This window comes from Pseudomonas fluorescens, from assembly GCF_001623525.1.
GTDB classification, from domain to species: Bacteria; Pseudomonadota; Gammaproteobacteria; order Pseudomonadales; family Pseudomonadaceae; genus Aquipseudomonas; species Aquipseudomonas fluorescens_Q.
In genome coordinates this window covers 625,667-641,320 of record NZ_CP015225.1, presented here as the reverse complement: position 1 = coordinate 641,320, position 15,654 = coordinate 625,667, and the positions used below count along the sequence as shown (strand labels likewise).

General features: G+C 62.7%; 10 protein-coding genes. 4 read left to right on the top strand and 6 right to left on the bottom strand.

The features are described from left to right. Positions 1-161 precede the first annotated feature (161 nt). A complete protein-coding gene (gene acnB / locus TK06_RS02800; RefSeq protein WP_063320718.1) occupies positions 162-2,771 on the top strand; it encodes a bifunctional aconitate hydratase 2/2-methylisocitrate dehydratase in 2,610 nt (869 codons plus the stop codon). Positions 2,772-3,083: 312 nt separating this feature from the next. On the opposite strand, the gene TK06_RS02795 is transcribed toward acnB, so the two are convergent. Next, positions 3,084-4,364: a serine/threonine transporter gene (locus TK06_RS02795; protein WP_063320717.1), complete on the bottom strand. Its 1,281-nt coding sequence runs from the start codon at positions 4,362-4,364 to the stop codon at positions 3,084-3,086. Positions 4,365-4,743: 379 nt separating this feature from the next. Here TK06_RS02795 and TK06_RS02790 point away from each other — a divergent pair, with 379 nt between their 5' ends. Further along, a complete protein-coding gene (locus TK06_RS02790) occupies positions 4,744-5,697 on the top strand; it encodes a 2-hydroxyacid dehydrogenase (protein ID WP_063320716.1) in 954 nt (317 codons plus the stop codon). Here the strand turns inward: TK06_RS02790 and tssA are convergent. The 5 genes from tssA to TK06_RS02765 all read right to left on the bottom strand — a co-directional run bounded on the left by tssA (position 5,694) and on the right by TK06_RS02765 (position 13,221). Next, on the bottom strand, positions 5,694-6,776 hold the full coding sequence (gene tssA, locus TK06_RS02785) for a type VI secretion system protein TssA (RefSeq protein WP_063320715.1): 1,083 nt from the start codon (positions 6,774-6,776) through the stop codon (positions 5,694-5,696). The genes TK06_RS02790 and tssA overlap by 4 nt on opposite strands. Continuing rightward, positions 6,773-10,597, bottom strand: coding sequence for a type VI secretion system protein (locus TK06_RS02780; RefSeq protein ID WP_063320714.1), 3,825 nt, complete (start codon positions 10,595-10,597; stop codon positions 6,773-6,775). The genes tssA and TK06_RS02780 overlap by 4 nt, the downstream gene beginning before the upstream one ends. Beyond that, positions 10,594-11,358: a DotU family type IV/VI secretion system protein gene (locus TK06_RS02775; protein ID WP_063320713.1), complete on the bottom strand. Its 765-nt coding sequence runs from the start codon at positions 11,356-11,358 to the stop codon at positions 10,594-10,596. Before TK06_RS02775 ends, TK06_RS02780 begins: the two co-directional genes overlap by 4 nt. 18 nt (positions 11,359-11,376) lie before the next feature. Beyond that, complete coding sequence (gene tssK, locus TK06_RS02770; protein ID WP_063320712.1) at positions 11,377-12,708, bottom strand: type VI secretion system baseplate subunit TssK; 1,332 nt, start codon at positions 12,706-12,708, stop codon at positions 11,377-11,379. 63 nt (positions 12,709-12,771) lie between these two features. After that, on the bottom strand, positions 12,772-13,221 hold the full coding sequence (locus tag TK06_RS02765) for a hypothetical protein (protein WP_063320711.1): 450 nt from the start codon (positions 13,219-13,221) through the stop codon (positions 12,772-12,774). 224 nt (positions 13,222-13,445) lie between these two features. Between TK06_RS02765 and tssB the strand changes: the two genes are divergently transcribed. Both tssB and tssC read left to right on the top strand, forming a co-directional pair. Further along, the gene (gene tssB, locus TK06_RS02760) at positions 13,446-14,006 is read left to right on the top strand and encodes a type VI secretion system contractile sheath small subunit (protein ID WP_003202799.1); all 561 of its coding nucleotides are present in this window, start codon (positions 13,446-13,448) and stop codon (positions 14,004-14,006) included. A 29-nt stretch (positions 14,007-14,035) separates the two neighbouring features. Beyond that, complete coding sequence (tssC, locus tag TK06_RS02755) at positions 14,036-15,517, top strand: type VI secretion system contractile sheath large subunit (RefSeq protein WP_063320710.1); 1,482 nt, start codon at positions 14,036-14,038, stop codon at positions 15,515-15,517. Positions 15,518-15,654: the final 137 nt, after the last annotated feature.

The window sequence follows — 15,654 nt, the reverse complement described above, 5'->3', positions numbered from 1 at the left end:
TCCCCGTTCTGCAGGCGTAAAACTTTGAAAGCAGCTTCTGTGAGGAACGTGCGGAAACTCTGGCGTGATGGCTCAAAAAGCCGTCGACGCGCATGAGTACCGTGGGTTCCTGGATGAGCGTCCCGGACACCCATTTGGGACCACTGATGAGGGTAATAACTGTGCTTGAAGCCTACCGCAAACATATCGAAGAGCGCGCAGCCCTGGGTATCGTTCCCCAGCCGCTTAACGCCGAACAAACCGCAGGCCTGATCGAGCTGCTGAAAAATCCTCCGGCTGGCGAAGAAGCTTTCCTCGTTGACCTGATCACCAATCGCGTTCCGCCTGGAGTCGACGAGGCTGCCTACGTCAAGGCCGGCTTCCTGTCCGCCCTGGCCAAGGGCCAGGCCCAATCCCCTCTGCTGGACAAGAAGCGTGCCGTTGAACTGCTCGGCACCATGCAGGGCGGCTATAACATCGTGACCCTGGTGGAGCTGCTGGACGACGCCGAGCTGGCGCCGGTAGCCGCCGAAGAACTCAAGCACACCCTGCTGATGTTCGATGCCTTCCACGACGTGGCTGAAAAAGCCAAGAACGGCAACGTTCACGCCAAAGCCGTGCTGCAATCCTGGGCTGACGGCGAATGGTTCAAGAAGCGCCCGGTGCTGGCCGACAAGATCAGCCTGCGCGTGTTCAAGGTAACCGGCGAAACCAACACCGACGACCTGTCCCCTGCTCCAGACGCCTGGTCGCGTCCTGACATCCCGCTGCACGCCCTGGCCATGCTGAAAATGGCCCGTGACGGCATCGTTCCGGACGAGCAAGGCAAGACCGGCCCGATGAAGCAGATCGAAGAAATGCGCGGCCAAGGCTTCCCGATCGCCTACGTCGGTGACGTGGTCGGTACCGGTTCCTCGCGTAAATCGGCGACCAACTCGGTGCTGTGGTTCTTCGGCGACGACATTCCTTATGTGCCGAACAAGCGCGCTGGCGGTTTCTGCTTCGGCAGCAAAATCGCTCCGATCTTCTACAACACCATGGAAGATGCCGGCGCACTGCCAATCGAGTTCGACGTTTCGAACATGAACATGGGCGACGTGATCGACCTGTACCCACATGCAGGCAAAGTCTGCAAGCACGGTACCGACGAAGTCATCACCACCTTCGAAATGAAGACCCCCGTACTGTTGGACGAAGTCCGTGCCGGCGGTCGTATTCCGCTGATCATTGGCCGTGGCCTGACCGAGAAGGCTCGCGCCGAGCTGGGCCTGCCAGCGTTCGACCTGTTCAAGAAACCTGAAGCCCCAGCTGAAAGCACCAAGGGCTTCACCCTGGCGCAGAAGATGGTCGGCAAGGCTTGTGGCCTGGCAGAAGGCCAAGGCGTACGTCCTGGCACCTACTGCGAACCGAAAATGACCACCGTGGGCTCCCAGGACACCACCGGTCCAATGACCCGTGACGAACTGAAAGACCTGGCGTGCCTGGGCTTCTCGGCTGACCTGGTGATGCAGTCCTTCTGCCACACCGCAGCCTATCCAAAGCCGATCGACGTCACCACCCACCACACCCTGCCTGACTTCATCATGACCCGCGGCGGCGTTTCCCTGCGTCCGGGCGACGGCATCATCCACTCGTGGCTGAACCGCATGCTGCTGCCAGACACCGTGGGTACCGGTGGCGACTCCCACACCCGTTTCCCGATGGGTATCTCGTTCCCGGCCGGTTCTGGCCTGGTCGCGTTCGCCGCTGCCACCGGCGTCATGCCGCTGGACATGCCGGAATCGATCCTGGTGCGCTTCAAAGGCAAAATGAAACCTGGCATCACCCTGCGTGACCTGGTTCATGCCATTCCGTACTTCGCCATCCAGAACGGTCTGCTGACCGTCGAGAAGAAAGGCAAGAAAAACGCCTTCTCCGGCCGCATCCTGGAAATCGAAGGCCTGGAAGGCCTGACCCTGGAACAGGCTTTCGAACTGTCCGACGCCTCGGCCGAACGTTCGGCTGCCGGTTGCACCATCAAGCTGTCGAAAGAATCGATCACCGAGTACCTGCAATCGAACATCACCCTGCTGCGCTGGATGATCGGCGAAGGCTACGGTGATGCCCGGACCCTGGAACGTCGCGCCCAAGCGATGGAAGCCTGGATCGCCAACCCGCAACTGATGGAAGCCGATGCCGACGCCGAATACGCCGAAGTCATCGAAATCGATCTGGCCGACATCAGCGAGCCGGTGCTCTGCGCGCCGAACGACCCGGACGACGCCCGTCTGCTCTCCAGCGTGGCTGGCGAGAAGATCGACGAAGTGTTCATCGGTTCGTGCATGACCAACATCGGTCACTTCCGCGCTGCCGGCAAGTTGCTGGATCAGGTCAAGGGTCAGCTGCCAACCCGTCTGTGGCTGTCGCCGCCGACCAAGATGGACGCTCACCAGCTCACCGAAGAAGGCTACTACGGCATCTACGGCAAGGCTGGCGCACGCATGGAAATGCCAGGCTGCTCGCTGTGCATGGGTAACCAGGCACGCGTTGAGCCGAACAGCACCGTGGTGTCGACGTCGACCCGTAACTTCCCGAACCGCCTGGGTGACGGCGCGAACGTCTACCTGGCTTCGGCCGAACTGGCGTCCGTGGCTTCGATCCTGGGTCGCCTGCCGACCGTCGAGGAGTACATGGAATACGCCGGCAAGATCGACAGCATGGCAGCGGACGTGTACCGCTACCTGAGCTTCGACCAGATCGCCGAGTTCCGTGAAGCGGCTGCAAACGCCAACATCCCGGTCGTTCAAGCCTAAGGCTTAGACACTCGACGAAAAACGCCGCCCTTCTTGCGAGGGGCGGCGTTTTTTTATGCCTGTCATTTCGATGCCAGCCGAATCACCGCCATCGCGAGCAGACTAACGTCGGTACATCTGACAGACCGATCTCCTGTGGCGAGGGAGCTTGCTCCCGCTGGGGCGCGAAGCGGCCCTGAGTCCTGACGACTCGGTGTGTCAGGTAAGTGGTTGGGGGCTGCTGCGCAGCCCAGCGGGAGCAAGCTCCCTCGCCACCGGGGAATGGTGGCGATTGGCAGATTTGTGCTCGCCACCACAGCCAGTGTGGGCCGGTCAGGCGATCAGGGAGTAGACCAACGCCGTAATCGCCACCAAACCCACCAACACAACGAAGACATTGGAGGCCTGACCGCGATAGCGGGCCATGGCTGGGACTTTGCGGATGGCGTACATCGGCATCAGGAACAGGATGGCTGCGATGACCGGGCCGCCCAGGGTTTCGATCATGCCCAGGATGCTCGGGTTAAGCGTGGCGACGATCCAGCACACCACCAGCATGAACGCCGCCGTCAGGCGGTCGAGGGTCTTGGGCGCCGGGCGGCGGCCACTCTTGACGATCAGGCCCTTGAGGCCTTCGCTGGCGCCAATGTAGTGCCCCAGGAACGATTTGGAGATGGCGACGAAGGCAATCAGCGGTGCGGCAAAGGCAATGGTCGGGTTGCTGAAATGGTTGGCCAGGTACGACAGAATCGACAGGTTCTGCGCCTTGGCCTCGGCCAGTTGCGCCGGGGACAGGGTCAGCACGCAACTGAACACGAAGAACAGCACCATCACCACCATCAGCACATGGGCGCGCGACAGGATCTGCGAACTGCGTTCCTCGGCATTGGCGCCATAACGACGCTTCTGGTCCACCGCAAACGCCGAAATGATCGGCGAATGGTTGAACGAGAACACCATCACCGGAATCGCCAGCCACAGGGTATGCAGCAGGGCCGATGGTTCAGGCGGCGTGGACGCCGTGGTCAGGATGCCGCCGCTCCAGTGCGGAATCAGGAACACCGCCAGAAACAGCAGCGCAACGATGAACGGATAGACCATCAGGCTCATGGCCTTGACGATCGCCTGCTCACCGCAACGCACCACGGCCAGCAGGCCCAGGATCAGCATCAGGGACAGCACAGCCCGAGGAGGCGGCTGGATATGCAACTGATGTTCCAGGAAACTGCCCACCGTGTTGGTCAACGCCACGCTGTAGATCAGCAGGATCGGGAAAATGGCAAAGAAGTACAACAGCGTGATCAGCGCACCGGCCTTGAGGCCGAAATGTTCTTCCACCACCTCGGTGATGTCCGCGCCGTCGCGGCCGGATAACACGAAACGGGTCAGGCCTCGGTGGGCATAGAACGTCATGGGGAACGCCAGCACAGCCAGGATCAGCAACGGCCAGAAGCCGCCCAGGCCCGCATTGATGGGTAAAAACAGAGTACCTGCACCGATGGCGGTGCCAAACAGGCCCAGCATCCACGTGGTGTCCTGGCGACTCCATTGGCTGAGGGTGGCTGGGACTGTCGTTTCAAAGCGCTCTTCGACGCTATTGGCCTGATCATTCATCCGGGCGGATCTCCGTATTCCGGTCACATGCACCCGGCCGGGACGAGTCGGAAAAACCCGACAGGCAGCGCCCTGGCCGAAACAGGGGCGCGATTGTCCGGGATTCACGAGCAGAAGCAAAGACTTAGCTGAGGAGCGGTTATGCGTATCAGATCGCTGTCATGGAATTATCCCTGCATTCCCTGTGGGAGCGAGTAGAGCCGCCAGAGCCAGGCCGGCTGTCAGGGCGCAACCCTAAGCAGCCGTGACCGCAGCAATGGATAGGTACCCCGTCAACAAAATCCGAAATGCACATAATAAAAAGCCAAGCCCCCCTGCCCCCGGCTCCTACAATCAGGTTGAATACTTGAAATCGCCCCAGCACCTACAGGAGCCCAGCATGACCGCAACCGTTCTGGTACTGGTTGAAACCGTCAATGAATACCTGCCGATCCTCGAGAAGCAGGGTTACCACCTGGAATTGGCGCCCACGCCTGCCGAACGCAAGACGGCGATTTTCGAACACGGTGAACGCTTCAGCGCAGTACTGACCCGCGGCCCCCTGGGCCTGACGGAGGAAGAGATCGCCGCCCTGCCCAACCTGAAAATCATCTGCGTGATCGGTGCCGGTTACGAACAAGTAGACCTGCAGGCCGCGCGCCATCGGGGCATCGTGGTCACCAACGGCGCCGGGGTCAACGCGTCGTCGGTGGCTGACCATGCCATGGCACTGTTGCTGGCGTTGGTGCGCGACATACCCCATTCCGATACCGCCCTGCGGCGGGGCGAATGGCCAAGGGTTGCGCGCCCTTCCCTGGCGGGCAAGCGGCTGGGCGTGCTGGGCCTTGGCGCGGTGGGCATGGCGATCGCCAAACGGGCCGCCCTGGGCTTTGACATGAGTATCAGCTATCACAACCGCCGGGTGCGCAATGACGTGCCCTACACCTTCTGCGCCACTCCTACGGAACTGGCGCGGGTTTCGGACTTCCTGATCGTCGCCACGCCAGGTGGCCTGGATACCCGGCAACTGATCAACAAGCAGACCCTCGATGCGCTCGGCCCTAAAGGGTTCCTGGTGAACGTCGCCAGGGCCAGCGTGGTTGCCACCGCCGATCTGATCAGCGCCCTGGAACATCGGCGAATCGCCGGAGCGGCCCTGGATGTGTTCGATCACGAGCCCGAGGTGCCGCAGGCGCTGAAAAACCTGCCCAACGTCGTCCTCACGCCCCATGTGGCCGGCCTGTCGCCAGAAGCGACCCGCGCCATGGTAGAGCTGGTGGGCCAGAACCTGACCGCGTTCTTTTCCGGTAAACCGGTGTTGACGCCAGTGCCGTGGCCCGGCGAGGAGCGTTAAAGAACGCCCAATAACGTCCATAAGCGCCGGGATTCGGCATCGGCACTGATCAGTTCACCCAACAACTCGCTCAACGGCTTGTTGCCCCACTCCACGCCGCGCCGGATCAGGTAGGGCACCGGGCTGTGGGGTTCGGTACGAGCCAGGTAACCGGCGATGACCAGTAACTGTCGATAGGCCTCTTCACGATTGGCCGGCTCCTGGAAGACCTGGGCGGGTGCCACCTGCGCCTGGGACGTCGACGTCGTGGACGGCGGGGGCGTTTGCACCGGCGCGACGGTGGGTTGCTGTGGGTGCATCGCGATGAACTCCTCTACCAGTGCCAGCAAGGCCTGCATCACGTCCTGCAGGGATTTGTAGCCCGGGGCCAGGTTGCCCAGGTAAGCGTCGCTCCAGGCTTCGAGCCGTTGCAGGTGTTGCAGGCTCAACATCAGGCTGCCTTGGCGATGCAGCCAGAACGACAAGGGTGTGTTGCGAATCAGTTCGGCGAGTTTCTTTTGATCGTTGCGCGCCGCTTCGGCCGAGGCCTTGGCGTTCTTGCTGTCGTTGACCAACACTTGCTGGCGCTGCAAGCGTTGCCAGTCGTCCAGGCAGAAAGCGGCGAAGGCCTGTTCCCGACCGTCGAACAACGGCACCCGCGTCAGCAGCACTTCGCTGTAGCGACGGGCCAGCCACTCCAGCGGGATCACCCGCCACGACTGGTCGCCTTCCTCGGCCTGGGGGTGCAACTGCTCCGGATAACGCTCACACAGCCCCGCCACCAATGCCAGGCTGCCCGGCAATCCCTCCAGCCCGGCCATATGCAGCCAGGCCTCCCCCAGCCAGGCACTGATCATCAAGTCCTTGCTGCGCTCCAGCAGCAACGTGGTCGCGAGCCGTTCCAAGTCCGGCCACAGGGCGCGCTTGATCGACGACTGCCACACACCGGTGGGCAAGCTGGTGTCATCCTCCCGGCGCAATTCGCGCAGTTGGTCGTATTCCGGTTCGTAGCGCAGGTCGGGGCCACAGGGCGACTCGGCGCTGATCGGCTCGAGCAACTGAGTGACCAACTCAGGCAAAGGCGATATCGGCAAGCTCACAGGCCCTCCTCACGGGTGGCGATGGCGGGGCTCGATGCGGTCGCCATGAAAGGTGAACGGGGCGCCCGCGTCGGCAGCGGCGGGATCGACAACGGCAGCTTGGAGCCCTGACTCATCAACGACAGGCGCACGAACATCAGTGTCTGTTCCGCCGTGCGGGCCTGGGTCTGGGCGGTGACCGGCAGTTGCAGGGCCAGGGGAAAATCGGTGTAGTCGACATTCGGCTGGCGCTGGGCCGATCCCAGCGAGCGCATCAGGCGCAGCAATGACCACGGCCCTTGGTACTCCCAGCCGGCCTCCAGGTCGCGCACCACCAGGTTCGGTTGCAATGGGTCATTGGCCGGACGCTGGTAGCCGTTGCGGGCCCAGCGCAAGGTCAGGCGCACGGGCTGGCCGACCATCCAGCGCAGGTTCTGCTGGCCGCCGCCGGGGTAGCTGATCTGTTGATTGCCGGCGTCCAGACTCCAGGCGATCACCTGGTCGGCGCCGCGCTCTTCATCGCGATCGGTGCGCCAGCGCACGTCCATTTCCACCCCCAGGATGCCACTCTTGTCCCTTACGAACAGCGGCCCGAGCCAAGTACCGGCCTGTTTCAAACGGTTGAGGAAATCCTCGGCCGCCAGCCGCTCTGGCGTCTGGCTCAACGTCAGCCCGGCCTGGGCCAGGGGCAGGCGCGTGTCGATCAGTTCCAGCAAATGCTGGACACGCGCCGGGTCGGCATCGCTGGCCCGCACATCCTGAGAAAATGGGAAGCGCCCGGCCAGGTACTGATTGAAATAGTTGGCCACGTCATTCCAGGCGCTCGCGGCCTGGTTCTGTTGCAGGTACAGGCACCGTTGCAGGGCACCCTGCTGCAACGCGACCGTGCGCTGGGCCAGGTCGCCGCGCCCGCTGGGCAGGCTGGCGGTCTGCAAGATCTGCGCGCAGGACGTGGTGTCCATGGCGATGAAGTCCCGGCTGACCAATTGCTCCAATTGGGCCGCCGAACTGGCCGGGTTCTGGTTCTTGTACTTGAGCAATTCATCGTTGAGGGCCATGAAGCGTGCCACCTGATCGTGTTCCAGGGCCGACAGGTTGTCCTGCTGGACGATCAGCCATTCCAGGGCGGGCATTCGCTGTTCGGCGACCTGCAGCATCACGCCGAACTGCTGGCTCAGGCTCAGCTTCAAGTCTTGTGGATCGCTGGCACCGTACAGCTGCAAGCCGAAGTTCTTCGAACCGTCCCAGCGCTGGACATCGGCCCGTTGGCTGAACAGCGGCTGGGCATCGATTTCGTCCAGGCCACTCTTGATCTGCGCCAATGCCCGGCGATTGAGCAGACGCTGGAAACGGATCGCCAGGTCGCCGCGATGCACATCCATGAAAGCTTTTTGCAGCGCCACGGCCTGGGTCGTTTGTACATTGAAGCCCATGCCGGGCAACGACGCGTCGCTTTCATCCAGGCTCAACCACATGGCCCGGGCCGCAGCGCCTTCGGCGGCCTGCATCAGCGCGTCACGGTAATCCGGCGGAATGCGCGGCAGTTCTTCGCTGGCATAGCTCTTGTAGCTGGCGAAGTAGTTCAGGGCGACACTGAAATCATCACTGCCATCGCCCTGGCCCATCGCATCGGGGTTGCTGTCCGACGGATCCTTCTGCATGGCCAACGCCACGAAGTCGCGCTTGAACAGCGCCTGCACCGCACCGTCCAGCGCCGTGACATGGTCCTGCAAGACCAGCAGACCGCTGCCCTGTTGCACCAGCAGATTGTCCCGGGAGCCGGTCTGGACGATCCATTGGTCACGAAAGCTCTGCTGCAACTTCGCCGCCTGGCTCTGCAGGTCCTGCTCGATATCCGGCCCCAGCAAAGTGCTGTGGCTGACCTTGTCCAGCATCTGGCTGTAGCCGGGCACCAGGTCCTGGCCCTTGCCTCGCCCCCAGGCCGAGTTGGTCAGGCTGACCAGGGTCTGCAAATCGTCGATCAGCGCCATCAGGTCTTCGAGTTCACTCAACGAATTGCCACTGCCGGCCTCCAGCCGTTGCAGGTGCAGCTTGAGGTAACCGGCCTGGCGCACGAAGTTGTCCGCCAGAAAGTAATGGTCCAGCCAGCGCTGCATCAGGCCGGTGAAATTATCGGAGATCACCGGGCGCGCGGCATTCAGGTCCAACCCTTTCAAATCGCTGTTCCCGGCATCGAACAGCACCCGGTTGTAGAAATGTGCGCGGCTCAAGGTGCCGGTGTTGAGCCCCAGGGACAAGGCGGTGTTGCTCAGTTGCACCAGCTCGTCCAGCGGTGCCTTGGGATCGTTCACCACCTGGCTGAACATCTGGTTGTGCTGTTCAAGGCGTACCGCCAGGTCCACCAGCGCCTTGGCCTTCACATAGCTCTGCCATTGCGCCGGGTCTTCGTTCTCCACATTGCCCCGTCGCTCGGTGTTGCGGATGGATTTGAGCTGTTCCAGGTCTGAATTGAGCAGGTCCCGCAGAGGCAATATCCAATGGTGCCGAGCAGTCAGGCGCACCCCATTCTCCAGTTGCGTGTCCACGGAAGAGAACCACGAAGTGGGAAAGACCACCGAGACAAAGCGCCAGCGCGGGGCCTTTTCCAGCATGTTCCAGTAGTTCTGCACGTTGTGCCGGGTCGGTTCCAGCTGCGGTTCGTCAGGGTCGACCACGAGGTGGTTCTTATGGGTGCTGAGGATCAAGCGCGACAGCCCTTCGGCTTCCTCCACCGAATCGTGCCAGACCCAGACCATGCCACCCAACCAGACCAGGCCCACCACCAACGCCACCGCTGCGACCAACCGATGCCCGCGCTGGCGCAGGCGCAACAGCCGCGGCACAGGTTGGGCCAAGCCACGCTCGGCCACCAGCCGTCGTGACCACAATTGCCGGGCGAACACGGTTTGGCGCTGGACACTTTCGGCGGCGGTCAAACCATCACCGCTGACAGCCGGCGCCTGGCTGGCAGTGAAATACACCCCGCGACAACGCGGCGCTTCGCCTTGGGCATTGCCCTGGAACACTGGCTCCAGCAGGATCTGCAAGGCCCGTCGCAAGCCTTCGAAGCGCTCCGGCAAGCCATAAAGATCGCTGCCCAATTGCCCCGACAGCGCACCGATCTCGATGATCGACTGCGACAGCGCCGCGTTGACCTGGTCCAGGGCCTGGTCACTCCACTGCGACTGCCAGGCCGCATCCGGCAAATAGGGCGAGGACCAGCCCAGCATCGATTCACGCGCCTCGGCGGGCAGCGCGCTGACCAGTTCCTGGACCCCGGGCAGCTCTTCCATCCCGCAGATCACCACGTACACCGGCAGGCTGAGGCCGAACCGTTGCAACAGGTCGATAAAGCACCGCCGGACCTTGAGGCTCAGTTCGGTGGTGTGTTCGATGTCATCGAGAGTGCTGAACGGCACGGTCCAGATCACCGCATCCAATGGTCGTTTGCTGCGCAAGCGCAACATCAGCCCCAACAGGCGCCACCAGTTACCCCGTTGCCGGTTCATGCCTTCATCGGGCAGGAACAACGCCTGGGGCACCACCAGCACCGAACCCTCGGCATCGGAAAACCAGCGCCCGAACCAGGCGGCCTTGTCGGTCGGTTGCAAGCGCCATTGAGCGCACAATTGGGCGCCGTCGGTTTCGTTGCCGAGCATCATCAGCCAAGGCATCTGATAGCGGTCCCGGGTGCCCTGCTCCTGCTCCATGCGGCGCACCGCCCCATAGAAACTGCGAATCGCCGCCCCGCCTTGGGTCCGCAGCCACCAGATCAGGGCCGCGATCAACACCACCACGACGATGGCGAGCACCACCAGGGCAACGATGCTCAGCGGGCTCATGAGTCCTGCTCCTGGACCACCGCCGACTCGTTCAGTTGCAACACCGGTTCGAGTTCCAAACGAATGTCACGCCAGAACACCTGCCCCAACCCGGTCAGCAACAACACCATCGCCAGGATCGCCAGCCCCAGGCGAAAGCCGTCCGGCAGCGATTGCTGCACCGGCATGCGCATTGGCGGCGTCGCCGCAGACAGCGCCAGGCGCTGGCTGACATCGACATAATCGGGTTCGTGCTGCCAGGCAAACGTGAACAACGCCAGGCGCCATTTCTCATGCTGAACCTGGCCGGGCTCGCCACGCAATCGCCCCTGGAACCCGAGGATCAAGCACTGCAGGTAAACATTCGCCAGGTCCCGGGTGCCGGGCATCTGCTCGTCCAGTAGTTTCTTGATCGCCGCCGGCAAGCGCTCACCGGCCTGGCGACTGGCATACATGCGTGATTCGAGGGGGTGCTGCTGCCAGGCCAGTTGTCCGGGCCAAGGGCTGAACAGCAAGGTTTCGTCCACCAGCGCCACGAAGGCGTAGACCAGCGACTTGACCTGCTCGGTAGCGGCATCGCCGACGGTGGCGAAGGCCACCCGCCACAGACGCTGGGCGCTGCGCCCGGAAAACTCCACCACCCGATTGACCAATACCGCAGGGTCGCTGTCCTTGGGCAAGTCTTGCCATTCCTGGGACCACTTCAGCCAGGCCTGGCGAAAAGCGCTGCTCAGCGGCGCCTCATGCAGACTCCGAACCGCCCCGCCACTTCCATCAGGCATACGACTCCCCTTTTGCGATCAGGCACTTTCACTGGCTTGCGCCACGAACAACACCACTTGCCACGGGCTGCTGGCCTGGGCCGATGCCGGCGCCACGATGTGCAGCGGCAATTGCGCGTCGAACCATTGGCCGCTGGCGGCCACCACAAACAAACGGGTGTCGTCGCCCACGCTGTAGGCCACCTGTTCGTTGCGGCTCATGGCCTGGTGAGGCAGACCGCTCATGCGTTGTCGGCTCAGCAGCGGGATGTGCCGCGCCGACGCGATGATCGCCCCACGCAACCACTCGCCCGCCGCCTGCTCGCTGGCGCCGTTGGGCATGCGCAGGCCGATCACCAGGCGTTGGTCCGGTTGGTCGTCAGGCAACTGGATCGAGAAGACCTGCTCATTGCGCTCGAAGGCCAGGCTGCGATAGCCGGCGCGAACCAGTTCCAGGGTGGTTTCCAGCCAGTCGAGCAACGGCTCGTAGCCGCGCTGCAATTCGAGGAAATCCAGCGGTGCGAAGGCCGGGACGCCCGCCAGTGGATCGAGGGCCGACCAGCTCCCGGCCAGCCCCAGCAGCAAACCGTAGAGCGCCTGGGGTGTCGCCACCCGAGTGTTCAGCGCGCCTTCGACTTCCGGCAAGCGCGCCCACAAGGCGGTCAATTGCCGACGGATCTCCATGGCATCGTCCTGGTTGCCAGCCGCCTGGGCCTGGCGCAAGCGACCAGCGAGAAACATGCACTTTTCCCGGGCCCGGGCGCACACCCCGGCGACCCGGCGACCGAGGGCCGACTCCGGCAACAGGATCGGCGTCGGCGGGGTGTAGGGCACGCGCCAGAAGCCACCGCCCTCCTTGCGGATGCGCAACAGCGGCAGGCAGATCGAATCCGCCTTGCTCAGTTGCGTGCACAGCCTCGGGTTGGGTCGCCAGACGGTGATCGACTCGGGAAATGCACCGCTGGTGAGGTCCGGCAACGCCTCGCCGACCACCGATTGCAGGCGCCCCTTGAGCGGCACCAATTGCCCGGCACGCCACAACGGGCTGACGGCCAGGTACACAGTCACGGTGGCGTCGTCGGTCTTGTCGATCGCCTCGCCGATGTCCAACTCCAGGGGCGGCCCGACACCGGCCTGCAGGTTGACCGGCAGGCCGTCCGGCAAGGTGCCCTGCAATTGCAGCAGCCGCACCTGGCCGGCGCTGAGGGCCGAAGGATCGACTTCCAACTGGCTGACACCCCAGAACCAAGGGTTGCAGGCCCCGGCAAAATACGCAGCCAGGGCCTCGGCACGCAGCCCTTGCAATTGAAAATGCTGGGGCAGCAATTGCATGCCCTCATGCCAGCACACCGCGTCAGGTAACAGACTCATACGACTCCCTTCGACATCCCAATTCGCCGCGCTCGGCGGCCCGCGGTCACTCAAGGCTGGCTGTCATCGTGCCCCATCATTGACGAGGGTCATCTCCCGACTGTCGAACTTCAGCCAGGCCTGGCGCTGATCGTCCAGCCGAAGCCGGTGGGCTCCGGGAGTGTTATAGCTGGCGAAGACCAAAAGTCCAGCGGCGCGCCGGCCCTCCAACGGAAAGGGTTGGCGGTCGATGAATTGCCCCGGAACCAGCTCCAGCCCCCACACCGACATGAGTTGACGATAGTCGCGCTGGAACTGTTCGCGCTCGGCGAACCATTGGCTGGCGGTGATGCCCGACAGCTGCTTGAGCAGGTCCGGGTCGTTCACCGCGATGAAGTCCACGGCGATCGGCGTGTCGTCATTGGCACGCGGCGCGACGTCCAGGGTCAGGCTGTCCAGGTCGACGCTGGGGGCAAAAAGCGAGCAACCGGTGAGCGCCAGGCTCAAAAGAAATCCGAAAAAAAACCCACGCAAAATGAATCTTCCTTTTCTCAGCGGTCAAAAATTGTTTTTGCTTGCTTTTTTATAGACCTGTTCTAGCGTCTTGGGTAGTTCGACCCACACGGTCGAATGCGCCAGGTTCGTCAAGGGAATGACAGGTTTTCTGCCGTCCATTTGCAACCTGTGGATCAGCAAGGGAATGCGATGAGCGGGACTCCCGATGCATTGCGCCCACACATGCATCGGAGTCGGCCGCCATGGCAGAAAGTACCCAGCACAAGCTCGACAGAGTCCGTCCTCCCCGCGTCCAGATCACCTATGACGTGGAAATCGGCAACGCCATCGAGAAAAAAGAATTGCCACTGGTGGTCGGCATTCTGGCCGACCTTTCAGGCAAGCCACTGGACCCGCTGCCCAAGCTCAATGAGCGGCGCTTTACCGAAATCGATCGGGATAATTTCAACGAGGTGCTCGCCTCCATCTCCCCCCGCGCCACGCTCCAGGTGAACAACACCCTCAGCGGCGACGACAGCAAGCTCAACATCGAACTCAACTTCCGCCACATCGACGACTTCGACCCGGTCAAGGTCGTGGAGCAGGTCACGCCGTTGCGTCGGTTGTTCGAAGCGCGCCAACGCCTGCGGGATCTTTTGACCAAACTCGATGGCAACGACGACCTGGACAAGCTGCTGCGCGACGTGATCGCCAACACCGAAGGCCTGCAGGAGATCAAGTCGGCGCGTCCCCAGGACGTACCGCCAGAGCTGCCCGCCGTGGCCGCCAACGATGACCCTGCCCCGGCCGAACCACAGGCCTGATCGCGCGCATCATTAAGGGAGATAACACCATGCCTGCTTCATCCAGCGCTCAAACCAGCGAGAGCACGACCCAGACCCTGTCCCTGCTGGACAAGATCATCGCCGAAGGCCGCATGGCCCACGACGACAGCCAGCAAGATTACGCCCGCGACATGCTGGCCGAATTCGCCACCCAGGTCCTCGACGAAGGCATGGCCATCGACAAGGACACCGTGGCGATGATCAACGACCGCATCAGCCAGATCGACCAATTGATCAGCGCCCAGCTCAACGAAGTGCTGCACCACCCTGACCTGCAGAAACTCGAAGCCTCCTGGCGCGGCCTGCACCTGCTGGTGCAAAACACCGAGACCAGCACTCGGCTCAAATTGCGCCTGCTCAACGTCACTCAAAAAGAACTGCAGAACGATCTGGAAAAAGCCGTCGAATTCGACCAGAGCGCACTGTTCAAGAAGATCTACGAGGAAGAATATGGCACCTTCGGCGGGCACCCGTTCAGCCTGCTGGTAGGTGACTACACCTTTGGCCGGCATCCCCAGGACATCGGCCTGCTGGAAAAACTCTCGAACGTCGCCGCCGCCGCGCACGCCCCGTTCATTGCCGCCGCCAGCCCGCGGTTGTTCGACATGACCAGCTTCACCGAACTGGCGATCCCCCGGGACCTGTCGAAGATTTTCGAGAGCCAGGAGCTGATCAAGTGGCGCGCCTTCCGTGAAAGCGAAGACTCGCGCTACGTGTCGCTGGTGCTGCCGCACTTCCTGCTGCGCCTGCCGTACGGCCCGGACACGCTGCCGGTGGAAGGCATCAACTACGTCGAAGACGTCAACGGCACGGACCACAGCAAATACCTGTGGGGCAACGCCGCCTGGACCCTGGCGCAACGCATCACCGAAGCCTTCGCCAAATATGGCTGGTGCGCAGCCATTCGCGGGGCCGAGGGCGGTGGCGCGGTCGAAGGCCTGCCGGCCCATACGTTCCGCACCAGTTCCGGGGATCTGTCGCTCAAATGCCCGACCGAAGTGGCGATCACCGACCGTCGCGAAAAAGAACTCAACGACCTGGGCTTCATCTCCCTGTGCCACAAGAAAAACAGCGACGTGGCGGTGTTCTTCGGCGGCCAGACCACCAACAAGGCCAAGGTCTACAACACCAACGAGGCCAACGCCAACGCGCGGATCTCGGCGATGTTGCCGTACGTGCTCGCGGCCTCGCGCTTCGCCCATTACCTGAAGGTGATCATGCGTGACAAGGTCGGCAGTTTCATGACCCGCGACAACGTACAGACCTACCTCAACAACTGGATCGCCGACTACGTGCTGATCAACGACAACGCGCCACAAGAAATCAAGGCGCAGTACCCGTTGCGCGAAGCGCGAGTGGACGTGACGGAAGTGGCCGGCAAGCCAGGGGCCTACAAGGCCACGGTGTTCCTGCGGCCACACTTCCAGCTGGAGGAGCTGACCGCCTCGATTCGCCTGGTGGCGACATTGCCGCCACCGGTAGCTGCCTGACCGCTTGTGGCTATGTGGCTATGTGGCTATGTGGCTATGTGGCGAGGGAGCTTGCTCCCGCTGGGGCGCGAAGCGGCCCTGTTTTTTAGGGCTGCTGCGCAGCCCAGCGGGAGCAAGCTCCCTCGCCACAGGGGTTC

Excerpts from the sequence above, each read along its gene's own strand:
- TK06_RS02775 (WP_063320713.1), bottom strand. The coding sequence starts at position 11,358 with ATGCCTGATGGAAGTGGCGGGGCGGTTCGGAGTCTGCATGAGGCGCCG.
- TK06_RS02795 (WP_063320717.1), bottom strand. The coding sequence starts at position 4,364 with ATGAATGATCAGGCCAATAGCGTCGAAGAGCGCTTTGAAACGACAGTC.
- tssB (WP_003202799.1), top strand. The coding sequence starts at position 13,446 with ATGGCAGAAAGTACCCAGCACAAGCTCGACAGAGTCCGTCCTCCCCGC.
- TK06_RS02780 (WP_063320714.1), bottom strand. The coding sequence starts at position 10,597 with ATGAGCCCGCTGAGCATCGTTGCCCTGGTGGTGCTCGCCATCGTCGTG.
- tssC (WP_063320710.1), top strand. The coding sequence starts at position 14,036 with ATGCCTGCTTCATCCAGCGCTCAAACCAGCGAGAGCACGACCCAGACC.
- tssK (WP_063320712.1), bottom strand. The coding sequence starts at position 12,708 with ATGAGTCTGTTACCTGACGCGGTGTGCTGGCATGAGGGCATGCAATTG.
- TK06_RS02790 (WP_063320716.1), top strand. The coding sequence starts at position 4,744 with ATGACCGCAACCGTTCTGGTACTGGTTGAAACCGTCAATGAATACCTG.